This is a genomic window from Emticicia sp. SJ17W-69 (genome assembly GCF_051209875.1).
Classification (GTDB): Bacteria; Bacteroidota; Bacteroidia; order Cytophagales; family Spirosomataceae; genus Emticicia.
Genome location: NZ_JBNTQY010000001.1, coordinates 4,747,501 through 4,770,226, shown reverse-complemented (window position 1 = coordinate 4,770,226; position 22,726 = coordinate 4,747,501). Strand labels below are relative to the sequence as shown.

Below are 22,726 nucleotides of genomic sequence, written 5' to 3'. Positions count from 1 at the left end.
TTAGTGAGTTTATAAGTAAAATTTTCTAAATGGGCAGTTCAATTATAAATGTAGTACCTATTCCCTCTTGGCTTTCCACATCGATAGTGCCTCCATGTCCTTTGGCTATGATATCGTGTGCTAAACTTAGTCCTAAACCAACACCTTGTCCTGTTGGTTTTGTAGTGAAAAAAGGCTCGAAAATTTTGACTCTTACCTTCTCAGAAATCCCTATTCCATTATCTTTGATTAAAATCCTTACTTTGTCTGCTGATTTTATGGTACTTATTGCTATAGTTGGTATATAGCCATTTGCTCTTTCGTTGGTAATAACTGAAGCAGTTGCATGAAAGGCATTATTGATTATATTTACTAAAACTCGACCTATATCTTGTGGAATTAATTCTAATTTGGGTAGATTTTCATCAAAATCTTTTACCAACTCGACATTGAAATCTTTGTTCTTTGTTTTATATCCATTATAACTTAGTCGTAAATATTCTTCTACTAAAGCATTTATATCTGATAAAATAGGCTCGCCTGTATTATTACGAGAGTGTTCCAGCATTCCTTTTACAATATCGCTGGCACGTTTGCCATGTTGGTTAATTTTGGATAGATTTTCCTTCAAATCTGTGGCTATTTCAATAGCTATATCTGGATTTCCCGCTTTCAATTCTTCTTCTAATTCATCAATTAATTCGCCACTAACTTCTGAAAAATTATTTACGAAATTCAAAGGGTTCTGAATTTCATGGGCAATGCCAGAAGTTAGTTCTCCCAGAGATGCCAATTTCTCCTTTTGAATGAGTTGATTTTGGGTTGTTTTAAGCCTTGCAAGCGAGTAATTGAGCTCTGCGGTACGTTCTGTGACTTTTTGTTCAAGTACTTTGGTGGCGTTTTCATTGAGTTTTAGAATTTCGAGTTGTGCTGCCTCTTTTTCTTTTTTGAACAAATTATATTTATCAGCCAAAGCAATAGCGAGCATAACTATCTCTATCAAAGTACTTATCATTGAACCATTTCTGGCAATAAAATTGGGAAAATGAACCCCAAAACTTTTAAGTGTAATAATAGCACCACCAACCGCTACAAATGACCATGCTAAAAGAAAAAATCTGGCAGATTGATTGCCTTTTCTTAAATTTCCTACCCCAGTAATAATTACGATAACCAACGAAAATGAAATATTTGCACCATTTCCATACCCTGCTACATGTGCAGTAAAAAAAACAGAAGTTAGGAAATTGATGAATGCAATAACACCAATTAATAGAAGTATTTTATGAAGGATTGGTGTGAATTTTCTTGTGTTTAAAAACGTAATCGTAAAAAATGAAATGGCTATCGGTGTTAAGGCAACCGATATAGGCAGCATTTTATTTGCCATTAAAGGATTATGAGGAAACATGTATTGTGAAACATGCCCCGAATAACACAATTGACACAAAAGGTTGATAAAAATAAAACAGACATACGCCAAATATGAAATATCTTTCAGACTAAAATACAAAAACAAATTATAAAAAAACATGATAACTAATGCCCCTATAAAAATACCGTAGCCAATGCTCCCGATTTGGCTATCTTCCACAAAATATTTTTCTGATTCAATGTGAGGGCCAATTACCACCGAACCACCGTTCCTTACTTTTAGATAAAAAGTGTGCAGCGATGTATCGGGCATGGGAAGTACAAAGGCAAATTTATAATGAGGAATAGCTCTGGAAGTAAAAGGTAATCTATCGCCTGACTCCTGACTAATCCATTTTCCTGTTTTATCTTTTTGATATAACGAAATATAATCCAACGGAGGATAGTCAACGGTTAGTATCCATCTTGAAAGTTGGAGTGGTTTTTTATTTCGAGCAGTTATTTTCACCCAAAAAGAGGAAGTGGTAATACCAAAAACAAGTGCTTCATTTTTCGAAACAACGAATTGCTTATCAATTTCACTCGAAAGAATTTGTTCAATATTTAACCTTTCGGTCTTATCCTCGTAATAGGTAGTGCTGGTGCCAATATCATAATTTGAAGTTTCTGGAGAAAGTTCAATAATAGGACTTTGTGCGATAACTGTGGCAGTTTTTAATAAAAATATTATCGTAATAATGCCTTTGAGAATAGGTTTTAACATCATATTTTCAAAAGTTTTTAGTGATTAGCCTTTTTGTATAAGCAACACAGTTACCGAGGTTTTCAAAGCTAAGGGCCGATGACGCATAAAATGTTTGATTCTGTCCTTGAATGGCTTCTATTTTATCATAAAAACCATTGGCAAGTGCTTCTTTTGTAACATGAGGAAAATATCTCCATCTTTTTTGTTGGATATTTTTTATCATGGCAGGTTGAACCCCATAATAGGGGGGGATTCTTGCAATCACCTTCCTAATTTCGTCTAAGATATATTCGCCAGTCATTTCAGGTTTGGCAAGTGATAAAAATAAAGCGACAGGTTCATCTGCAAAATCTTTGATAAAACCGGTGTATTCACCTTTCTGTAAATCATTAAGTGGAAGATTTGCTACAACACCAGTTGGTAGTCCTTGGATTTCGCACAATGTAGTATAAGCATCAATTGTTTGAAGTTGGTCAAACAAACTTTTCTCTACCTCAGTTAATTCGAGGTATTTTAAACTTATACTTGGAGCATCAAGTGGCGTAGATACAATTAGGTAGTCAAAAAAGATTGGATTGTCTTGATTTTCGAGAAATACTTTAATCCCATTCTGAGTTTCGGCGTTATTTCTTTCAATTCTTTGAATAGTTGAATTTAAGCGAACATCTGGCACTGTTGCGGCCAATCTTTCGCAAAAATTTTGAGCCCCATAAACAAATACACGAGGCCATTTTTTGGTGAGTCCAATGCCTGAAACTAACAATGAAAACCAATTTTTGAAGCCCATAAATTTTACAAGATAAGCAGCCGTGCCATCAGCATAGCCACCATATCCTTGAGCTTTGATTACAAAACTTAAAATATCGGATAATGCCAATAGATTGCGTTGTTTGAGCCATGCTTCTAAATCGACACAAAGTTCGGCTGGAACATTTTTGTAGCCAGTACTTGGCTGCGAAAAGCTATTAAATTCAATACCAACAATATACAAGTATTTTAAGGCAGCAAGCATTACCTCAAAAGTTGAGTATTTACCTGTAATTGAAGCAGCTTGATTGAAATTTAAGTATTTTTTTGTTATAGTATCATATACAAGCGGAGGGACACTTGTGCGAGTTGGCGTAGCTATTTCTTCGGCAATTTGTATCAAATCTCCATAACCTGCGAGCATTTCATGCCCACCTAAGTCGAAAGCTTTCCAATCGGTGATGTTTGTTAAGCATTTACCGCCTACTTTGTCGCTTTTTTCAAATACTGTTATATTAGAATACCCTTGTTTTTGAAGCTGATAAGCAGCAGTAAGACCTGAAATACCTCCACCAACGATGCAAATTTTTGTGTCTTTTTGTTTGGGTTGGTTCCAATCGAATAGATAGGAAAGTAGGAAAGTTAAAAATAGTGTAAACAACAAGATTTGTTGGACTTTCCCCCAATCATTGTAGGCTATAATAAAGCAAACCAACCACATGAGTGTTTTTCCACAGGTAAAGATTTTAGCTTTTTTTATATGAAGCGGAACACAAAGTGTGATTATACTGGCAAATAATCCAAAAAAGACTAAAGCGGCCCAAGAGTAATCATATCCAGCAAGTATTTGGTCCACTGTGTGTTCAGCACCAAATAAACTAATTTCATAGGTTCGCAATAATAATATTAATTCTCGACCTTCTCCATCTTTTGCTGGAATTGGCAGCCCATTTCTGAGAACATAGAGATGCCCTATGAATAGGACAATTTCAAGAAAAATTCCTAATTTAAAAAAAAATCGTTTCATAGGTTTATGTTTTAGGGTTTTGTAGGTATAGTTTAGGGCTAATTGCCAACTTTTGGAAAATTGGTTTCAATTAAATGCTTGGAATAATTCATAATTGTTTCCACTAATTCAAAATTCATCAATCCTCCTATATAAAATGTATTATTTTGACCTTGAAGTGCTTCCAAATTATCATAAAAACCATTAGCCATTGGAGTGGTCAATACATGAGGGAAATAAACAAAATCATTGAATGAATATGGTTCACATAAGTCTAAATTGACAGATCTTTTAATAAACTTAGCATTTTCTTCAAGGATTTTCTCTTTATTGACAGGCTCGCCAACAGCAGAACGAGTGTAAATAGAAATAAAATCAACACCTGCAAACTGACGAGTGATTACAAAAGGCTCATTTTTTGCTGGCTCAGGAAGCATGAAAGTTCCAGCTGTAAATACTTCACAATTAGCCATTTTATAGGTTGTAACGATGAAAGGGTCAAAAATCACTTGACTAAATATTTCTTTTTCAGCTGGTGTCATATCACTCATGAAGGGTTGTAATGCTTCTAAATACAATGGTACACCAATAAATAAATAGTCAAACTCAATGGTTTGTTTTACTATTTGGTTTTCATCACTGCTATTATCTATATATTCTACTTGAATATTATCGCCTCTTTTTACACTTGTCACTTTGGTATTTAATTTTATAGAGTCAGAGTCAAATGTCCAAGATAGCCTTTCCAAAAATCGTTGATACCCTTCCTTAAATCTTTTTGGATAACCCAAGATACTCGTACTTATTGAAGCAAGACATAACTCAATAAAAGTGCTATTGGGTAAATAGGTAAGAGCATAAGCAGTTGGTATATTGGCAAGTTTACTATAACCCATCAGCGATATAGGTACTTCAAAAAGAAGTAGAAGTTCGGTTAGATTATTTTCTTTTAACCAAGATTCAAATGATTGGCATAATTCGGGGTGGTTGGCAATGCCTTTATATCCTGGATTTTTAGGTGAAATAATATCATTCAGTTTCCATCTTTTATACATATAACATAGACATAACCAAGCAAATTTTATAAGAGAGGTATCTCCTAAGACGGTACTGAGTACAGACCTAAATTGATTAATCCGTAAATCGTAGGATTTATTATTGGCTTCTGTATATAGATCTGCTTTGAGTTCTCGTGCTAATTTCTTGACTATTTTGTAGTTTGATGTTACATAATTGGCACCAATATCAAAAGATTTGCCATCAATGGTTTTGGAAATACATTTTCCACCCACTTGTGGGTGTTGTTCGAGAATAGTAACATTTGAATAGCCTTGTTTTTTTAAAAAATGAGCAGCAGAAATGCCTGCGGGGCCTGCTCCAATGATACCAATGCGAGTTTTTGGGTTTTTAAAAGAACTCATGGTCAATGTTTTAGTGGTTAGTTTACTATACTTTGACCTTTACATTTTCCTACGGCAGTTTGACTTCTCTCAAAAAATGTTTGGAGAATCGTGGGATAAAAGATAATTCTATATACTTGACAAATGATTATTTGTAAGGTAGAATTTAGGGGAAAAGAAAAGGTTTCAACAGGTTGGATATAAACATAGGTAGAATTTTTAATGTTTCCTAAGAATTAAGTTTTTTTTGGTAAATTTCTCAGAAAAATTATGATTTAAAGGTGCTTTATTGAAAATTTTCACAAATAATAAGCTAAAAAGGAGGAAATAAAACACTTTCATCAGCACTCAGATAAAATTACAATTGGAGCCGTTTAATATTAAAAAAAAGAAAGGATTTTTAAGGTGAGACTGTTTGCAGAGGCAAATAATTCTAAAAATATTTTCAACTAAGCCCCAAATAATTGAGATAACTAACAAATTTGTTGGTTATTTTTTTACACAAAATAAGAATTATACATAGAAATTGATGGAGATTATCAGTTATTAATAGACTGATTGATTAAATATCTAAAGCAAAATGTTGTACTATTGTTGTACCACATAAAAAAAGCAGTTACGAATTTCTTCATAACTGCTTGATTATTAGGTGGTGATGGACGGGATCGAACCGCCGACACAAGGATTTTCAGTCCTTTGCTCTACCAACTGAGCTACATCACCTTATCACCACCATTTCCCTGCTACGTTGCCGTCGTTTGGGAGTGCAAAATTAGACAAAAACTTTTTAAGAACAAATATCTTGTAAAAAAAACTTAAAAAAAATTTTTTCTCTTGACTTCATTATCTTTTTTACGATATTTGTAATGTTATGCAAGCATACTATTATGATGAGTTCAACAACATCTCAGAATCATTTCAACCAATCGAAAATATGCAAATTCTTTCACAAATCTTATTCGTAGCTGCATTGGGCTTGGCAGCTTATTTCATTAGTCGCCGAGTGATACTCATCAAAAGCACTATTCAGTTGGGCAGGGCAGAAGACCGTTCCGATGATCCTTCCGAGCGACTTAAAACAATGCTATTGATAGCTTTTGGACAGAAAAAAATGTTCAATCGCCCAATTGTAGGATTCATGCACTTTATTATTTATGCAGGTTTTATCATCATTAATATTGAAGTGTTGGAAATAATGATTGATGGTGTTTTTGGAACACATCGAATTTTTGCCGAGCCTTTGGGTGGATTTTATAATTTTCTAATCAATTTCTTTGAAATTTTAGCATTAGGTGTGCTAGCAGTTTGTGTGGTTTTTTTAATAAGACGTAATGTTACAAAAGTACAACGTTTTCAAGAATCTCGCCATCGTGAGATGAAAGGCTGGGCAACGAAAGATGCTAACATTATTTTAATTACTGAAATTTTGTTAATGTGGGCTTTCTTGAGCATGAATGCTGTTGACACAATTTTACAAGATAGAGGCGTTGGCCATTATGCGGAAGCTGTTACTGGCAATTTTTGGATAAGTCAATTCCTACAACCTATTTTTATTAATTTATCTGACTCAGCTCTTGTGACTTATGAACGAGCAGCTTGGTGGTTTCATATTTTAGGTATTATGGCTTTTGCCACTTACGTAACTTACTCAAAACACTTGCATATTTTCTTGGCTTTTCCCAATACTTACTTTTCTAATCTCAAAGCCAAAGGCGAAATGGCAAATATGCCAACGGTTACAAAAGAAGTTAAAATCATGTTGGGGTTAGATGAAGCAGATGCCAACCCTGCTGAAGTAGGACGTTTTGGTGCAAAAGATGTAAAAGATTTATCTTGGAAAAATCTCATGGATGCTTACAGTTGCACCGAGTGTGGCCGTTGTACATCTTCATGTCCTGCAAATATCACAGGTAAACAGCTTTCGCCACGAAAAATCATGATGGATACTCGTGATCGATTAGAAGATATTCAAAAAGGTTGGTTAGCCTCTGATAAAAAAAATACAATTGCTGATTTTGATGATGGGAAAACCCTTTTGGGAGATTACATTTCGGAAGAAGAAATTTTAGCATGTACCACCTGTAATGCTTGCGTGCAAGAATGTCCAATTAACATTAGTCCATTAGATATTATTTTACAACTGCGACGTTATAAAGTAATGGAAGAAGCTCAAGCACCTGCTTCTTGGAATGGTATGTTTTCAAACCTCGAAAATAATATGGCTCCGTGGAAGTTTTCTCCAGCCGACCGTTTTAATTGGGTGGATGGTTTAAAATAAAAACTGTTCGTTTTAAGGGTGAAAAACATAAAAAAACTGCCTTCTTTCAAGGGGCAGTTTTTTTATGTGTCATACATACAATTTAATTCAAAATATTTTTGTACTTAAAGAATATTTTTTTTAATTTTACAAAGATTTAATATTGGTACACTATTTGTAATTGCTTTCATAAAATTACGTGTAGTAAGCTCAAACGTGCATATAGCACCCAACCACCCATGAAAAAGTTCAATTCATCGATGTTTATGCAATGGATAGTTTTTATGCCATTGTTGTTGCCATTAGCTATTGTTAGCGGAGCATTTGAAGGCGTTAAGCGAGTTTTAGAACAAGCAGCGGCTGATATTGTCGAAAAAGAAGCTATTTCTTAGTGAGTCTATTTTCAAAACACCCTATTTTTGGAGGAGTCCTTTCCCCAAACAGAAAAACTATTTCTTAGTTTAAACAAATTGCTCTACAACATTTTTCAGTTGTGGTAAGGATAGTACACCCGATTGTCGCCATTTTAATTCACTTTTCTTGAATAATATCAGTGTAGGAACACCCGAAACTCGGTATTTTGCCGCCAGTTTTGGATTCTGATCTACGTCTATTTTTACTATTCTTATTTTATCACCTTCTTCTTGAGCTAATTGTTGTAGTGTTGGTGCTAATGCTTTACACGGCCCACACCAAGTAGCAAAAAAATCTATTAAAATTGGCTTTTCAGAGGCTATTAATTCTTCAAATGTTCCAGTCATGGTTTTGAGATTTATGTTTTTATAATAAACAATGAAAATTTTGGTAGAGTTTCACTACTTTCTGTATTCGTAATTTTATCACCAATAAATTACTAATTTTGGCCATTCTGAAAAATTTGTAAATAAATGAGAAATAAAATATTTATATGCGGGCTATTACTTTCTCAGTTGGCTTATAGTCAATCAATTGTAGATATAAAGGAACGAATGAGAATTCGTTTAGCTTCGCAAGATAAGTGGCATACTGTAATAATGATGGAGGATTTAAGCCTTGAAGGTGACAATGGTATGACTTGGAGAAATAATACAGAATCATACATGATTGAAATAGAATTTGACCCTAATGGAGCAAGCGAGTTTGGTGTAAGAGTATTATTAAAAGAAAATTTAAATCAAGAAGCAATTGTTGGTTATCAGCTGAATAATGAACAATTGTATATCAATAGCATTCATGCAGGCAGAAATGACGCTGTGAATATTCTTGGAATGTGGGTAATTCCCATGAAAACAGACCGTGGTAGAGTAAAAATGCAAATTTTTGTTGATAAAACTTCGGTTGAAGTTTTTGGAAATGATGGTGAAGCCAGATTAATTAGTCGAGTCTTTCCCGAAGAAAATAGCACTGATTGGCAAGTTTTTAGTAATGGAAGAGCAAAAGTTACGAAATTAGTTGTTTGGGAGCAAAGCAATTAAACTTTATTTGAACTTTTTTTCTTCTGCTGAAACTTTACATAAACTAAGCCTAAACCAATGAGAAGTACCAAAATTGCCAAAATCAAATGCCCAATATTTACCATTTTTTGTACCTGTGGACTTGCATAATAGGTTGAAATTCCTTCAATTATGGTAGCTAACATCAAAAGCACGAGCATAAAAATTGGGAGTTTTTTCTGTAAATTCTCAGACATCAGTATAAATTTTAGTGTTTATGTTATATTTGCAAATATAATATACTTCAAAAACATTCAGCCTTATACATGGAAAATATTTCACGCCGACACCTACTCAAAACTTTTGGATTAACGGCAAGTAGTTTGTCTTTATTTAATACCGATTCTTTCGCAGAAGAGATTGATAATCAGAGTATTAGTGTTGAAGCGGATGAAAGATATATCGCATTAGACAGACCAGTAACGGCAATTGTATTGGGAGCAGGAAATCGAGGAAATGTATATGGACGTTTTTCTTTGGCTTTCCCAAATGAATTGGATATGGTTGGTGTTGCCGAGCCGATTCCTTTCCGCAATGACCGTTTTGCCAAGTCTCATAATATTGAAGAAAAAAATCGCTTCAAAACTTGGGAAGATGTTTTCAAAGTACCCAAGTTTGCCGATGCAATTATCATTTCTACGCCAGATTGGTTACATTATGGTCCAGCCATGAAAGCTCTCGCAATGGGCTATCATGTTTTGCTCGAAAAGCCAATCTCACCATCCATGCAAGAATGTTTAGATATTATGGCAATGGCCAAGAAAACGAAAGCAATTATTGCTGTTTGTCATGTGCTTCGTTATACGCCATATTTCAAAAAACTCAAAGAAATTACTGCCAGTGGGCAATTTGGTAAACTCATCAGTGTCAATCATTTAGAAGGTGTTGAATATGCACACATGGCACATTCGTATGTACGAGGCAATTGGCATATTTCTAAAGATACAAATCCAATTATTTTAGCAAAATCTTGCCATGATCTTGATATTTTACGTTGGATTATAGGAAAACCTTGCAAAAGTATTTCAGCTCATGGCTCTCTCACTTGGTTTAAGCGTGAAAATGCACCCGAAGGTAGCACAGATCGTTGTACAGATGGCTGTAAAGTAGAAGCAACCTGTCCGTTTTCAGCAATCAGAATTTACCAAAAAGAAAAGCAACGCATTAATGTTTTGGACGTAACTGATGATTTAACCAAACAAAGTGACGAAATTTACGAAAAATTGAAAACATCTCAGTACGGTAGATGTGTTTATAGAATGGACAACGACCAACCCGACCATTATACAACATCAATGGAGTTTGAAGGCGGGACAACGGTGAGTTTTGCTATGGAGGCATTTACCTCATTTGAGCATCGCAAGACTCGTTTGATGTTTTCACAAGGTGAAGTTTGGGGAGATATGAACCAAATACAAACCTATGATTTCAGAACAAAAGAAACGACTTCTTGGAAAGCAAACGAGCAGCCCGAATACAAAAATCAAGCATCAGGACATGGTGGTGGAGATTATGGTTTAGCTCGTAACTTTGTGCAGGCAGTTGCCCAAAACAAACCTGAACTTTTGACTTCAACCATCGAAGCCTCTATCGAAAGCCACGTAATGGGCTTCATGGCAGAAAAAAGTCGTTTAGGGAAAAAAATGATGGAAGTGAAAATATAAACTACCGCACCCAACCCGATAGGGAGGGCTTTTTACACCTCTTCTTTAGCCGCTCTCCTTTTTTGGAGAGGGGTTGGGATGAGGCAAAATAATAATAAAATATGCGTAAAATACTAATAATAAGCCTTTTAGCTTTAGCTTCTTGCCGAGACAAAAAAGTAGATTTTGGAAAATTTGATTTACAAAGTTTCAAAACTGATAGGGGAGGCTGTGAAGGAAAGCGAGTGAAATTGATTGAAGATTTAAAAGCAATCAAACCGAAGATTTTAGGTTTATCGGAAAATCAAATTTATGAAACTTTAGGCCGATATGACTTCCAGATTTTGAGTCGTCGGAATGAAAAAGTTTTTGTGTTTTTCTTAGAAAAAGGACCGCAATGTGAAAGCATCCAAAATGCTACACAAGCTCGATCAATGATACTTTATTTCAATGCTTCGAGTTTGGTAAAGGAAGTTTCTTTCCAATTTGGTAGTCCAGTTGATTAATTTCCTGTAGGACGGAGTTCCTACTCTGTCAAAAAACACTAAACTTTATTTATTTTATTTGCTGTTAAATTGTTGATAATCAGTTGATTAAACAATATTTTCATTTTAAAAACAAAAATATTTCAAAAAAATAATTTTGTTTTCTCAAATCAACTATTACTTTTGCATCAGTACAACAGCATTTCTAATGGTGTTAATTATAATTAAAAAATGACTCAGCAAAACAACATAGCAAAAATCTGGTGGTGGCGTTCTACACAAATAGGATGAACAGATTTGCTATGTAAAAAAACATACAAAAATTAAGCAAAGCGACTTACTGTTCATACCAGTAAGTCGCTTTTTATTTTGTCTCAATCCTTATAATTTATATTCTGAAATGCAAAAATATAAAATCTCAACTCGCCACAAACGCCTTCTTGCCGATACCCTTACCCCCGTAGGTATTTATATGCGTTTGCGTGGACAATATCCTAATTCTGTTATTCTTGAAAGTGCTGATTATCAAGCAATGCACAATAGTTTTAGTTATATTGCTTGTGATGAAGTAGCAAGTTTTTCGTTAGACAATGATATCGTTACACAAAAATTCCCAGATGGAACGAGTGAAACATTCCCTTTGAAAAGTAGAAAAGAGGGTGTGAGAGTGTTACAAGAATTTGCTGAACGTTTTGAAAACCCTAAAAGTGAATTTCCTTTTATCACCAATGGACTTTTTGGACATATCACCTATGATTCGGTTGAATATTTTGAAGATATTGAGATTCAAGAAAAAAGCCCTGAAACAACCATTCCACAGATTTTATATCGCGTTTATCGCTATGTGATTGCTATTAATCATTTCAAAAATGAGCTTTTTATTTTTGAACATACTTATACACCCGAAGGGCAAGAACCTAAGTTTTTACCTGAAGGATTGGAAACTTTAGAGTTTTTTGTAAGGAATCCAAAAATGACCAATACCAAGTTTAAATCTGATAGTCAGGAGCTTACAAATATTGCAGATGATGATATGCGAGTGATTATCAATAAGTGTATTGGTCATTGTTTGCGTGGCGATGTATTTCAGATTGTACCTTCTCGTAGGTTTTCAAAGAAATTTGAAGGTGATGATTTTAATGTTTACCGAGCTTTACGTTCAATCAATCCTTCACCTTATTTGTTTTATTTTGATGGGGGAGATTACCATATTTTTGGCTCTTCGCCCGAAAAACAAATTCTCATCAAAGATGGTCAGGCCGAAATTCATCCAATTGCTGGAACAATCAGACGAACAGGTGATGATGAACATGATACAGAACTTGCTCGCCAACTACTTGCCGACCCAAAAGAATCTGCCGAACATGTCATGTTGGTTGATTTAGCAAGAAATGACCTTTCTCGAAGTGCCGAAAATGTAAAGGTTGAAACATTCAAAGAAGTTCAATTTTATAGTCATGTGATTCATTTAGTATCGAAAGTGACTGGAAAAATGCACGAAGGTACCAATCCTTTGCAATTAGTCGCTGATACTTTCCCTGCTGGTACGCTTTCTGGAGCTCCAAAGCATAATGCCATGACAATTATCAATAAATATGAACCAACCAATCGTAGTATTTATGGTGGTGCTATCGGCTTTATGGATTTTAAAGGAAACTTTAACCATGCGATTGCGATTCGCACTTTTTTAAGTAAAAATAATACACTTTTTTATCAAGCGGGTATGGGAGTAGTTGCCAAGTCTGATGTTGAATCAGAAATGAAAGAAATTCATTTAAAACTGGCAGCCTTGCGAAAAGCAATTGAAATGGCAGCTGAGATTTGAAGTAAATAAAAAAATAAATAACATGAAAATATTAGTTCTCGATAATTACGATTCATTTGTCTATAATTTAGTCTATATTTTGAAAGAATTAGGCGGAGATGTGGACGTTTTTAGAAATGACAAAATTGCATTAGAGGCGGTTAAAAAGTATGATAAAATCTTGCTTTCTCCAGGCCCTGGCATTCCAGAAGAAGCAGGGATTATGCTTGATTTACTCAAAGAATATGCTACTACCAAGTCTATTTTTGGTGTTTGTTTAGGTCATCAAGCAATTGGAGAAGCTTTTGGGGCAAAATTACATAATATGGGGGATGTGTTACACGGTGTTACAACGCAATGTTTAATTACTGATCCCAATGAAGTTTTGTTTCAAGGAATTCCAGCGGCAATAGAAGTGTGTCGCTATCATTCATGGACAGTTGTTCCAGAAACGATGCCTGCTGATTTGAAAATCACTGCTATTGACGAAAAAGGGTATGTAATGGCCGAAGCTCACCAAAAGTATGATGTGAGGGGCGTACAGTTTCACCCAGAAGCTTATTTGACACAACATGGTGTGAAAATGGTTGAGAATTGGATGAAAAGTTAAAAAATAGATTCATTGCCGACTGTTTTAACTGACTGACGGTTGCATAAGATAAAATCCGTTCTTGGTTTTAATCAAAATTAATATTTAAACCAGATGAAGCAATATTTAAATTTACTTGTAGAAAAACAATCACTAACGAAACAACAAGCTCAAGAAGCACTCTTAAAAATCGGAAGTGGCGAAGCCAATAATTCCCAAATTGCCGCTTTTTTGATGGGGATTCAACAAAAAGGAATTACCGTTGACGAACTCGAAGGTTTTCGTGAAGCCATGCTTGACTTAGCAGTTCAAATAGATTTATCTGCATTTGATGCGATGGATATTGTTGGTACAGGTGGAGATGGAAAAGACACTTTTAATATTTCGACTACTTCGGCTTTTGTATTGGCAGGGGCTAGGCAAAATGTAGCCAAGCATGGCAATCATGGTGTTTCGTCTGCCGTTGGTTCGAGTACGGTTTTGGAGTACTTGGGTGTGAAATTTACCAATGATGAAAGTTATTTGAAACAAAAACTTGAAACAGCGGGTATTTGCTATATGCACGCACCTCTCTTTCACCCAGCCATGAAATATGTCGCTCCGATTCGCAAGGAATTAGGAATGAAAACATTCTTTAATATTTTGGGCCCATTGCTCAATCCTGCGAAAGTTCAGAAACAATTTTCAGGTGTTTATAATCTTGCTGTTTTTGATTTGTACGCTGAACTTTTTGGTAGAACATCTGCAAAATTTGGAATAATCTATGATTTAGCAGGTTATGATGAAATTTCTCTTACCGATGATTTTCAAATTTCTACGCATATTAATAAAGATAAAAATATTGTTTCGTCTAAAAGTTTTGGTTTTACACTCCAGCAGCAATCAGATATTTATGGTGGGGGTACAATCGAAGAGTCGGCAGCAATTTTATTGAATATATTAAAAAATGAAGCCACTGAAGCACAAACCAATGTAGTATTGGCAAATGCAGGTTTGGCTTTAAGCATAGCAAAAGACATCAGTTTAGAAGAGGGCATTGCTCAAGCCAAAGATTCATTATTGAGCGGAAAAGCCTTAAATTGTATGAAAAAATTAATAGAATAAATCTAATGATAGAATGATAGAGTGAACGAATGTTAGAATAAGTTTTGCATATTCCTAAACATTCACTCATTCATACATTCATTCATTAATTCACTCATCTCATTGTTCATGACCATTTTAGATAAAATAACAGCCCATAAAGCCATTGAAGTTGCAACAGCAAAAGCTGAAGTTTCTATACAAGATTTAGAAAAAAGTAATTCCTTTTCAAGGAAAACCAATTCGTTGGTTGCCAATCTTTTGTCCGAAAACTCAACTGGGATAATTGCCGAACATAAGCGAAAATCACCTTCAAAAGGAGTGATTAATGACTTGCTTTCAGTTGAGGAAATTACGCAAGGGTATGCCCAAGCAGGAGCAGCATGCCTTTCTGTTTTGACAGATTTTGATTTTTTTGGTGGAACAAAAGAAGATTTACTGAAAGCCCGTGCGGCAAACCCCGCAATACCTATTTTGCGAAAAGACTTTATGATTGACGAATACCAAATTTATGAAGCCAAAGCATGGGGAGCCGATGTAATTTTGTTGATAGCCGCTTGTCTAACACCAAATCAAATATCAGATTTGAGTAAAAAAGCCCATGAATTAGGTTTAGAGGTTTTATTAGAAATCCATGATGAAGAAGAGTTGGAACGAAGCCCTTTAGCAAATGTAGATGTGATAGGTGTGAATAATCGCAACTTAAAAAACTTTGCAGAAAATAATGTCAATGCATCTTTAGCATTGGCAGAAAAGATTCCAGCCAATCTTGTAAAAATCTCAGAAAGTTGTATTTCACAACCCGAAACGATCAAACAATTACAAGCAGTTGGGTATAAAGGTTTTTTGATTGGTGAAACTTTTATGAAAACTGATAATCCCGCTGGAGCATTGAAAAGTCTTATAGATTCCCTTGTTGCATAAACAATATCCTAATTACAAGTGATATAGGTTGCCAGATTGTCTTTTTTCCAATTATTATATGATTGAGCAAGCTGAGCAATCGCTAAATTGGAAACACAAATAGTTTGAAGGAGTGGATTATTGGTACAACTAAAATAATATAGCTTTATGTTATATTGAATATCTAATGTGCTTAGATTATTGAAATCACAATATAAATCGGATAAAGCCAAATTATAGCTGACATTTAAGGTACTTAATTTGTTAGAATCACAAAGCAAGATATTTAAGGCCGTATTTTTACTAATATCTAAGGTACTAAGATGGTTTTTAGAGCAAACCAAGACTGTTAAAGCAATATTTTTGCTAAGATCTAATTCGCTTAGGTTATTGCCAACGCAATGAAAAATCGATAAAGCAAGATTTTTACTGACATTTAGATTACTTAGATTATTATTAGAACAACGTAAGTCAACTAAAGAGAGATTTTTACTGACATCCAAACTGCTTAAAGCATTATTAGAGCAATCTAAAGTCCGTAAATTTTTGAAGTTTTCTATTCCTGTCAAATCTTTTATTGCTTTAGTAGTTGGTTTATTACTACCATTAAGATCTAATTTTGTTGCGTTCAAAGCATCTTGAGATTTTATTTGTCCATCAAGTTTGCCATCTGTATCAATTTTTTGGTCAATGAGGGTTTGTTCAAAATTGGCATCAGCTATCGTTACAAATGATAATGAAGGGTTAAGGTCAGTATTATCACTTTTTTTACAAGACTCAAATGTGTATAAAAATGTACATAAACAAAGAGCGGTAAGCAGTAATTTCATAAAAATTTGATTTTATGTTTAATATGAGACTGTAAAGTTGCAAAAAAAGCACTGTAACAAAATGTGCATGGTGGTAAAATTTTAGAAAGGGCATTTTTTTAAGATTATAAATTGTTTTTTTGTTTGAATTAAAAGAAAAACTAAGATTTTTTATATCGGCACATTGTTAAGTAAATTGTTTTAGTTTCATCCTTGTTGCCAATTTTTATAAGATAAAAATATTGCTAAAATATAAGAAAAAGTGTTAATTTTGGTGGTTTTTTATGCGTTTTGCTAAAAATCGTACTATTACCCCAAGTATGAAATCAAAATAAACTCTCCTGTGGGGGCAGGCGTTTTTGTATGAAACTAAAAGTATGTGGAATGCGTGATGTGGAAAACATCAAAGCACTTAGTGAGTTGAAACCAGATTTTATAGGTTTTATTTTTTATGATAAATCGCCCCGTTTTGTGGGTACAGAAGCCTTTGATGCTGAATTTATCAATTCCTTGCCACGAGACATAAAAAAAGTAGGCGTTTTTGTCAATGCAACGATCGACTTTATCGTGCAAAATGTTAGGAAATATGGATTACATTATGTGCAATTACACGGCAATGAAATGCCAGATTTTTGTAGAAACCTCAAATTTAAAGGAGTAAATATTATCAAGGCTTTTAGAATAGATAACTCATTTATATTCAGTCAGTTAAATAACTATAAGCCACACGTTGACTTCTTTTTATTTGATGCAAAAGGAGATGGTTATGGTGGAAATGGCATTACTTTCGATTGGAGTATATTAAAAAAATATGACAACGAAAAACCTTACTTTTTGGCAGGTGGAATTAGTCTTGAGAATGTAGATGATTTGGAAAGCATTGTACCAAAGCCTTATGCAATGGATGTCAATAGCAAGTTTGAAATTTCGCCTGCGATAAAAGATATTGAAAAAATCGCCGAATTATTAGAGAAAATTCGACCAATTGAGGTTTAAAGAATGGATTTTGTTGAAAATACATTGAAAGTTTGGCGTTTTATTTTACCATGATAAGTTAGTATTTTGGACAAAAGTTATAATTTAAGTAATCAATCAATAGTTTTTGAAATTTAGTAAACCTTAGTAGTTTAAAATATGATAACCATAGAGAAATCACAACAGGCGGCAAACCGCTTTGCAGTTAATTCAAAAGGCTACTACGGTAAATTTGGTGGAGCATATATTCCTGAAATGTTATTTCCCAATATTGAAGAATTACAACAAAATTACTTGGAAATTATCTATCAGCCAGCTTTTCAAGCAGAATACCATGCTTTGCTAAAAGATTACGTTGGTCGTCCAACACCGCTATTTTATGCGAATCGCTTATCGGAAAAGTACAAGACCAATGTTTACCTAAAACGTGAAGATTTGTGCCATACTGGAGCTCATAAAGTAAATAATACCATTGGACAAATTTTATTAGCCCAAAAATTAGGTAAGAAAAAAATTGTAGCAGAAACAGGAGCAGGGCAACATGGTGTGGCAACAGCTACTGTGTGTGCTTTGATGGGTCTGGAATGTATCGTTTATATGGGTGAAATTGACATCAAACGCCAAGCACCCAATGTAGCACGTATGAAAATGTTAGGAGCTGAAGTTCGCCCAGCCATGAGTGGTTCAAAAACACTTAAAGATGCCACCAATGAGGCCATGCGTCATTGGATAAATAATCCTGTAGATACACATTACATTATAGGTTCGGTTGTGGGTCCACATCCATATCCTGACATGGTTGCTCGTTTTCAGGCTATTATTTCAGAAGAAATACGTTGGCAGTTACTCGAAAAAACAGGTTCTGAAAATCCAGATTATGTTATTGCTTGCGTTGGTGGAGGTTCAAATGCTGCAGGTGCTTTTTATCATTATCTTGACGAACCAAGCGTTAAACTCATTGCTGCCGAAGCTGGTGGACATGGTATCAACTCAGGTATGTCGGCTGCCACTACTTTCTTAGGAAAAATGGGTGTATTACATGGAAGCAAAAGTATTTTGATGCAAACTGAAGATGGACAAGTAGTAGAACCACATTCAATTTCGGCTGGACTTGATTATCCTGGAATTGGCCCACTTCATGCCCACTTGTGGGATTCGGGTAGAGCAAAGTTTTTTGCTATTACTGATGATGAGTCAATCAAAGCAGGGTTTGAGCTTTCAAAACTCGAAGGAATTATTCCCGCAATCGAGTCGGCTCATGCTTTGGCAGTACTGCCCTATTTGGGAGCGACTGATAATGAGACTGTTGTGATTAATCTTTCAGGTCGTGGAGATAAGGATTTGGATACTTATATGAAGTATTTATAAGTATAAACAGTCAAGAATACTATTCAACCAATATTAAAACAAAAATAAAAAATGAAAACCCTCTTTTTAGCAATTGCTTTACTATCTGTTTCATTTATGTCAAATGCCCAAACAAAGCCTGCGAGCAAAGAGCTACGCCACGCAGTATTATTCAAGTTTAAAGATTCAAGCAGCCCCGCTGATATCAAAAAAGTAGAAGATGCTTTCAGAGCATTGCCAAGTAAAATCAAAGAAATATCAGGGTTTGAATGGGGAACAAATAATAGCCCTGAAAACTTGAATCAAGGTTTTACTCACCTCTTTTTTGTGACATTCAAATCTGAAGAAGATAGAGCAGTTTATTTGCCACACCCAGCTCACAAAGCCTTCGTAGAAGTTTTAGGGCCACACCTTGATAAAGTTTTGGTACTTGATTATTGGGCAACAAAATAATGTGGAGCGAATCGGGCGGCGACCGCATCCAGATTCGCCGTAATCAATGGCAACAAACCTCAAACAAATATTACTCATTACAATCCTATTATCAATCGGAGCTTTTACTGTATTGATGTTTACGAAAGTAATACCTTATTTGAGTTTTGAGCCTGCCATCAATTTTCTAAGTACAAAAACCGACCAAGTATTACAAAAAAGTGTTTTTCAATGGTCGTTTTATATACATATTATTAGTAGTTGGTTTGTGATGGTAGCAGGTATTCTTCAATTTATTCCTTATATTTTGAAAAATTACCCTATCATTCACCGAATTTCTGGCAAAGTGTATGTTATTTTAGTCTTATTTTTAGCAGCACCTTCTGGACTTGGCTTGGCTTTTTATGCGAATGGGGGCTTATCAACCAAAGTTGGTTTCTCGTGTCAATGTATTGTTTGGTGGTTTATTACTTTTTTTGCTTGGCAAGAAATACGCCGTAAAAATTGGCTTTTGCATACCCAAGCAATGCTTAGAAGTTATGCAGTTACACTGGCAGCAATGAGTTTAAGAGTAGGAAGCTACGTAATGATTTATCATTTTGGTACCAAACCAATTGAAACATATCTAACAGTTACTTGGCTTTCATGGGTTGGAAATTTATTAATTGTCGAAGTACTTATTAAAGTTGGTTTAGCAAAATACTTACTTAAATACCATAAATAATTATGAAAAATACTCTTCTTGCTGTTGGTATTCTTTTGACTTTATCTATCACCTATTATTCATGTTCGAGAAATACACAAGATAAAACAAAAGTTGCTGCTAAATTGACAACGCACAAAGAAGCCATTGATAGCCTTCGTACAGAGAATATTGTTGAAAAACCTTTGAAATTGACATCATTGACTAATAAGCAAGTCAATGATTCATTATCGACTTTAGATTTATCGACCCTTTTTGCTACGAAAAACCCTGAAGATGGTTATAGTAATAGATTTGATGGCTTGTATGGCAAAGATAATTATCGCATAGAAATGTTCTTTTCAGAAGTAAGCAAAGACTTAAAGAATCCAAATACGTATCACATTAGAGGAAAAAGTCGTTTCAAAAAGAATATTATACCCTTTGATGGCATAATTATCATTGATTCTTTGACAGCTTTTGAAGATCCAAATATTGATACGGCTTACTTCGGTCAAGAGTCAATCAAACATAAAGTTGTTTATTCTACTGTTGGAAAGTTTATCCTTAAAGAAGATTCTACGTTGAAAGGCTCAGGTATTTTCTCAGGAAAAATTACAATGGATTTTTTAGTAAGAAATGATAATTCAACAGAACTTTGGTTTTTTTCGCCTCAAACCAAAAGCAAAGCAAGTGGATTTAGATTTATTGGTGAATGGCAAAGTTATTCTACCAAAGCAATTAAATCAGTGATTTGGGCAAAAGACCTCTTTAGTTTTGTTAATGAAATCATTAAAGATTTTAGTATTGGCGAACGTGATGTAGAAATAAACCCAAAATACCGCCATCTTGGCTGGGATAATTATTGGGAAATGGATGAGTGGTGGCATGAAACAAAACCAGTGCAATAATTTTGTTTGATGTATTTTTAATTTACCAAAGAAAAAAAGAATGAATCGTATAACTCAGTTATTTATTAATAAACCCAATAAGGTTTTAAATATATATTTTACCGCAGGCTTCCCAAATCTTGACGATACAGCTACGGTTTTGGAAGCTCTTCAAGAAGCAGGTGCAGATATTGCCGAAATCGGAATGCCGTATTCTGACCCAGTTGCCGATGGCGAGACCATTCAGCAATCAAATCAAGTTGCTTTAGAAAATGGCATGAGTTTGAAAGTACTCTTCCAGCAATTAGAGGGTATTCGAAGCAAGGTTTCAATTCCAATTGTTTTGATGGGTTATATTAATCCAGTCGTGCAATTTGGCATTGAAAATTTCTGTAAGAAATGTCAAGAAGTAGGAGTCGATGGATTAATCTTACCAGATTTACCAATGGATGAGTATTATGAAGATTATAAAGCTATTTTTGATAAATACGGACTACTCAATATATTCTTGATTACGCCACAAACATCAGAAGCTCGTATTCGTAGAATTGACGAAATCTCAGATGGCTTTATATATATGGTAAGCAGTGCGAGCGTTACAGGAGGTACATCAGGCATTACTGACACGATGGAAACTTATTTTAACCGTGTCAATGCTATGAATCTCAAAAACCCACGACTCATAGGTTTTGGAATAAAAGACAATGCTACTTTCATCAAAGCCAGCCAATATGCTGCAGGTGCCATCATTGGAAGCCAGTTTATCAGAGTGTTACAAAATGCCGCAGATAAAAGTAGTATATATAATGATATAGTAAGCTATGTTAAATCCGTTAAAGGATAAATAGTCCATAAACCAAAGAGGTGATGAAATTACTAAGAATATTATTTTTCGTTTTTATCAACTCTTTGGTTTTTTCACAAACTTCTTTTCGATCAAAATTAACGGTTTCACCGCATATTGGAATTGGCTGGGCAATTCCCCCTTTTATCACTGGAGGCAACAGTAATCTCATCCTTCAACCCAACTATTTCAAAAACGGACTCATTAATGTAATTGGCACATCTTCGGGTAATTCTCGTAGAGTATTTAAAATCACTAATACTTTTGGTATTGACGTAAATTATAGCATAAACAAAACATGGTCGCTAAATATTGGCATCAATCGAGCCCTGCACATTAATATCCTTAACGACCCCGACCCAATAAGGGTTTCCAGCACAACTCAATATAGTAAATGGCTATTTGCCAATAAATACACTTCTTTATTATTAGGTGCAAGATATACCCATAATTGGCAATTTTTTCAATGCAATATTCATTATGCAGGAGATACAAAAGCAGTAAGCGAAAATAACAATGGAACAGGTGGAAGAGGATTAATAACAAATGGTAATGGTTTGATCACAACAAATATCTCTAAGAAATCTAATACCATTATTATATCTCCCGAATATGGAGTCACCGGTGTAAGCTCATTCGATCTGCCAATGGAACTAAGCGTAGGACTACACATTCCAACTTCTGTATTTTCAAAAGACAAATCAACATTTATTAGGAACAATACAAATGCTGGAGAAAATACTTTGCGTTTTACACAAGCTGCACTTTGGCTGAGAGTAAGAGTTCCTATAACTATATGGACAAAGAACACAAGAAAAGCTAAACAGCCACTTGTCAATGACAACAAGCCTATTCCTATTCCCAATAAGTCGGTAGAGTATGAAGGCAAAAAAATGATAACAGGAGAAAAAGTTATTTTGAAAAATATTCAGTTTGAACAGTCAAAAGCAGTCATAACATCAATAGCGATGAATGAGCTTGATAATGTTCAAAAATTGATGGAACAATCGCCAAGTATGGTAATCGAAATCATTGGGCACACTTCTGATGAAGGTGATAGAAATAGTAATATCGAATTATCATTAAATAGAGCAAAAGCCTGCAAAGCCTACCTTGTAAAAAAAGGAATTAGATCTAATCGCATTCAAGTAAGAGGCATGGGGCCAGATTCTCCCATCTCAAAAACAGATAAATCCCAAAATCGTAGGGTAGAAATGCAAATTATTAGCATGTAACCCTGTATAACAACTTTTCGAAGTT

General features: G+C 34.6%; 22 protein-coding genes and 1 tRNA gene. 16 read left to right on the top strand and 7 right to left on the bottom strand.

What is annotated here, in order from left to right; genetic code table 11:
• Positions 1-25 precede the first annotated feature (25 nt).
• The 4 genes from ACQUQZ_RS19550 to ACQUQZ_RS19535 all read right to left on the bottom strand — a co-directional run bounded on the left by ACQUQZ_RS19550 (position 26) and on the right by ACQUQZ_RS19535 (position 5,974).
• Positions 26-2,119 (bottom strand): sensor histidine kinase, encoded by a 2,094-nt coding sequence (locus ACQUQZ_RS19550; protein ID WP_435356771.1) that lies wholly within the window; start codon positions 2,117-2,119, stop codon positions 26-28.
• 4 nt (positions 2,120-2,123) lie between these two features.
• The gene (locus ACQUQZ_RS19545; RefSeq protein WP_435356770.1) at positions 2,124-3,872 is read right to left on the bottom strand and encodes an FAD-dependent oxidoreductase; all 1,749 of its coding nucleotides are present in this window, start codon (positions 3,870-3,872) and stop codon (positions 2,124-2,126) included.
• Positions 3,873-3,910: 38 nt separating this feature from the next.
• Complete coding sequence (locus ACQUQZ_RS19540; protein ID WP_435356769.1) at positions 3,911-5,272, bottom strand: FAD-dependent oxidoreductase; 1,362 nt, start codon at positions 5,270-5,272, stop codon at positions 3,911-3,913.
• A gap of 629 nt (positions 5,273-5,901) precedes the next feature.
• A tRNA-Phe gene (locus ACQUQZ_RS19535) sits at positions 5,902-5,974 on the bottom strand.
• 211 nt (positions 5,975-6,185) lie between these two features.
• Here ACQUQZ_RS19535 and ACQUQZ_RS19530 point away from each other — a divergent pair.
• A complete protein-coding gene (locus ACQUQZ_RS19530) occupies positions 6,186-7,529 on the top strand; it encodes a 4Fe-4S dicluster domain-containing protein (protein WP_435357665.1) in 1,344 nt (447 codons plus the stop codon).
• A 218-nt stretch (positions 7,530-7,747) separates the two neighbouring features.
• The gene (locus ACQUQZ_RS19525) at positions 7,748-7,900 is read left to right on the top strand and encodes a hypothetical protein (protein WP_435356768.1); all 153 of its coding nucleotides are present in this window, start codon (positions 7,748-7,750) and stop codon (positions 7,898-7,900) included.
• A 69-nt stretch (positions 7,901-7,969) separates the two neighbouring features.
• On the opposite strand, the gene trxA is transcribed toward ACQUQZ_RS19525, so the two are convergent.
• Positions 7,970-8,269, bottom strand: coding sequence for a thioredoxin (trxA, locus tag ACQUQZ_RS19520; protein ID WP_435356767.1), 300 nt, complete (start codon positions 8,267-8,269; stop codon positions 7,970-7,972).
• A 126-nt stretch (positions 8,270-8,395) separates the two neighbouring features.
• On the opposite strand from trxA, the gene ACQUQZ_RS19515 reads away from it, so the two are divergent.
• Entirely contained in the window at positions 8,396-8,962 is a 567-nt protein-coding gene (locus ACQUQZ_RS19515; protein ID WP_435356766.1) for a GH32 C-terminal domain-containing protein, read from the top strand.
• Here ACQUQZ_RS19515 and ACQUQZ_RS19510 read toward each other — a convergent pair.
• Positions 8,959-9,177 carry a hypothetical protein gene (locus ACQUQZ_RS19510; RefSeq protein WP_435356764.1) on the bottom strand — a complete coding sequence of 73 codons (219 nt, stop codon included), beginning with the start codon at positions 9,175-9,177 and terminating at the stop codon, positions 8,959-8,961. The genes ACQUQZ_RS19515 and ACQUQZ_RS19510 overlap by 4 nt on opposite strands.
• A 69-nt stretch (positions 9,178-9,246) precedes the next feature.
• Here ACQUQZ_RS19510 and ACQUQZ_RS19505 point away from each other — a divergent pair, with 69 nt between their 5' ends.
• The 6 genes from ACQUQZ_RS19505 to trpC all read left to right on the top strand — a co-directional run bounded on the left by ACQUQZ_RS19505 (position 9,247) and on the right by trpC (position 15,508).
• A complete protein-coding gene (locus ACQUQZ_RS19505) occupies positions 9,247-10,644 on the top strand; it encodes a Gfo/Idh/MocA family protein (RefSeq protein ID WP_435356763.1) in 1,398 nt (465 codons plus the stop codon).
• A gap of 101 nt (positions 10,645-10,745) precedes the next feature.
• Positions 10,746-11,129: a hypothetical protein gene (locus tag ACQUQZ_RS19500; protein ID WP_435356762.1), complete on the top strand. Its 384-nt coding sequence runs from the start codon at positions 10,746-10,748 to the stop codon at positions 11,127-11,129.
• 379 nt (positions 11,130-11,508) lie between these two features.
• Positions 11,509-12,933, top strand: a complete 1,425-nt coding sequence (locus ACQUQZ_RS19495) for an anthranilate synthase component I family protein (protein WP_435356761.1) — start codon at positions 11,509-11,511, stop codon at positions 12,931-12,933.
• Positions 12,934-12,955: 22 nt separating this feature from the next.
• A complete protein-coding gene (locus tag ACQUQZ_RS19490) occupies positions 12,956-13,522 on the top strand; it encodes an anthranilate synthase component II (RefSeq protein WP_435356760.1) in 567 nt (188 codons plus the stop codon).
• 93 nt (positions 13,523-13,615) lie between these two features.
• Positions 13,616-14,605 (top strand): anthranilate phosphoribosyltransferase, encoded by a 990-nt coding sequence (trpD, locus tag ACQUQZ_RS19485; RefSeq protein ID WP_435356759.1) that lies wholly within the window; start codon positions 13,616-13,618, stop codon positions 14,603-14,605.
• Positions 14,606-14,713: 108 nt separating this feature from the next.
• A complete protein-coding gene (gene trpC, locus ACQUQZ_RS19480; protein ID WP_435356758.1) occupies positions 14,714-15,508 on the top strand; it encodes an indole-3-glycerol phosphate synthase TrpC in 795 nt (264 codons plus the stop codon).
• Between the two features lie 8 nt (positions 15,509-15,516).
• On the opposite strand, the gene ACQUQZ_RS19475 is transcribed toward trpC, so the two are convergent.
• Positions 15,517-16,317, bottom strand: a complete 801-nt coding sequence (locus ACQUQZ_RS19475) for a hypothetical protein (RefSeq protein ID WP_435356757.1) — start codon at positions 16,315-16,317, stop codon at positions 15,517-15,519.
• A 342-nt stretch (positions 16,318-16,659) separates the two neighbouring features.
• On the opposite strand from ACQUQZ_RS19475, the gene ACQUQZ_RS19470 reads away from it, so the two are divergent.
• From ACQUQZ_RS19470 to ACQUQZ_RS19440, 7 genes are all read left to right on the top strand, one after another.
• A complete protein-coding gene (locus ACQUQZ_RS19470; protein WP_435356756.1) occupies positions 16,660-17,292 on the top strand; it encodes a phosphoribosylanthranilate isomerase in 633 nt (210 codons plus the stop codon).
• Positions 17,293-17,430: 138 nt separating this feature from the next.
• Positions 17,431-18,639 (top strand): tryptophan synthase subunit beta, encoded by a 1,209-nt coding sequence (gene trpB / locus ACQUQZ_RS19465; RefSeq protein WP_435356755.1) that lies wholly within the window; start codon positions 17,431-17,433, stop codon positions 18,637-18,639.
• 51 nt (positions 18,640-18,690) lie between these two features.
• A complete protein-coding gene (locus ACQUQZ_RS19460) occupies positions 18,691-19,071 on the top strand; it encodes a Dabb family protein (RefSeq protein WP_435356754.1) in 381 nt (126 codons plus the stop codon).
• A gap of 46 nt (positions 19,072-19,117) precedes the next feature.
• Positions 19,118-19,774 carry a DUF2306 domain-containing protein gene (locus tag ACQUQZ_RS19455; RefSeq protein ID WP_435356753.1) on the top strand — a complete coding sequence of 219 codons (657 nt, stop codon included), beginning with the start codon at positions 19,118-19,120 and terminating at the stop codon, positions 19,772-19,774.
• Between the two features lie 2 nt (positions 19,775-19,776).
• Entirely contained in the window at positions 19,777-20,643 is an 867-nt protein-coding gene (locus ACQUQZ_RS19450) for a hypothetical protein (RefSeq protein ID WP_435356752.1), read from the top strand.
• A 40-nt stretch (positions 20,644-20,683) separates the two neighbouring features.
• The gene (trpA, locus tag ACQUQZ_RS19445) at positions 20,684-21,466 is read left to right on the top strand and encodes a tryptophan synthase subunit alpha (RefSeq protein ID WP_435356751.1); all 783 of its coding nucleotides are present in this window, start codon (positions 20,684-20,686) and stop codon (positions 21,464-21,466) included.
• Positions 21,467-21,489: 23 nt separating this feature from the next.
• The gene (locus ACQUQZ_RS19440) at positions 21,490-22,701 is read left to right on the top strand and encodes an OmpA family protein (protein WP_435356750.1); all 1,212 of its coding nucleotides are present in this window, start codon (positions 21,490-21,492) and stop codon (positions 22,699-22,701) included.
• Positions 22,702-22,726: the final 25 nt, after the last annotated feature.

Bases quoted from the DNA above. Each gene is read 5' to 3' on its own strand.
- trxA (WP_435356767.1), bottom strand. From the start codon at position 8,269: ATGACTGGAACATTTGAAGAATTAATAGCCTCTGAAAAGCCAATTTTA.
- ACQUQZ_RS19495 (WP_435356761.1), top strand. From the start codon at position 11,509: ATGCAAAAATATAAAATCTCAACTCGCCACAAACGCCTTCTTGCCGAT.
- ACQUQZ_RS19550 (WP_435356771.1), bottom strand. From the start codon at position 2,119: ATGATGTTAAAACCTATTCTCAAAGGCATTATTACGATAATATTTTTA.
- ACQUQZ_RS19545 (WP_435356770.1), bottom strand. From the start codon at position 3,872: ATGAAACGATTTTTTTTTAAATTAGGAATTTTTCTTGAAATTGTCCTA.
- ACQUQZ_RS19510 (WP_435356764.1), bottom strand. From the start codon at position 9,177: ATGTCTGAGAATTTACAGAAAAAACTCCCAATTTTTATGCTCGTGCTT.
- ACQUQZ_RS19505 (WP_435356763.1), top strand. From the start codon at position 9,247: ATGGAAAATATTTCACGCCGACACCTACTCAAAACTTTTGGATTAACG.
- ACQUQZ_RS19475 (WP_435356757.1), bottom strand. From the start codon at position 16,317: ATGAAATTACTGCTTACCGCTCTTTGTTTATGTACATTTTTATACACA.
- trpA (WP_435356751.1), top strand. From the start codon at position 20,684: ATGAATCGTATAACTCAGTTATTTATTAATAAACCCAATAAGGTTTTA.
- ACQUQZ_RS19515 (WP_435356766.1), top strand. From the start codon at position 8,396: ATGAGAAATAAAATATTTATATGCGGGCTATTACTTTCTCAGTTGGCT.
- ACQUQZ_RS19450 (WP_435356752.1), top strand. From the start codon at position 19,777: ATGAAAAATACTCTTCTTGCTGTTGGTATTCTTTTGACTTTATCTATC.
- trpD (WP_435356759.1), top strand. From the start codon at position 13,616: ATGAAGCAATATTTAAATTTACTTGTAGAAAAACAATCACTAACGAAA.
- ACQUQZ_RS19455 (WP_435356753.1), top strand. From the start codon at position 19,118: ATGGCAACAAACCTCAAACAAATATTACTCATTACAATCCTATTATCA.
- ACQUQZ_RS19530 (WP_435357665.1), top strand. From the start codon at position 6,186: ATGCAAATTCTTTCACAAATCTTATTCGTAGCTGCATTGGGCTTGGCA.
- ACQUQZ_RS19500 (WP_435356762.1), top strand. From the start codon at position 10,746: ATGCGTAAAATACTAATAATAAGCCTTTTAGCTTTAGCTTCTTGCCGA.
- ACQUQZ_RS19490 (WP_435356760.1), top strand. From the start codon at position 12,956: ATGAAAATATTAGTTCTCGATAATTACGATTCATTTGTCTATAATTTA.
- ACQUQZ_RS19525 (WP_435356768.1), top strand. From the start codon at position 7,748: ATGAAAAAGTTCAATTCATCGATGTTTATGCAATGGATAGTTTTTATG.
- ACQUQZ_RS19470 (WP_435356756.1), top strand. From the start codon at position 16,660: ATGAAACTAAAAGTATGTGGAATGCGTGATGTGGAAAACATCAAAGCA.
- trpC (WP_435356758.1), top strand. From the start codon at position 14,714: ATGACCATTTTAGATAAAATAACAGCCCATAAAGCCATTGAAGTTGCA.
- ACQUQZ_RS19440 (WP_435356750.1), top strand. From the start codon at position 21,490: ATGAAATTACTAAGAATATTATTTTTCGTTTTTATCAACTCTTTGGTT.
- ACQUQZ_RS19460 (WP_435356754.1), top strand. From the start codon at position 18,691: ATGAAAACCCTCTTTTTAGCAATTGCTTTACTATCTGTTTCATTTATG.
- trpB (WP_435356755.1), top strand. From the start codon at position 17,431: ATGATAACCATAGAGAAATCACAACAGGCGGCAAACCGCTTTGCAGTT.
- ACQUQZ_RS19540 (WP_435356769.1), bottom strand. From the start codon at position 5,272: ATGAGTTCTTTTAAAAACCCAAAAACTCGCATTGGTATCATTGGAGCA.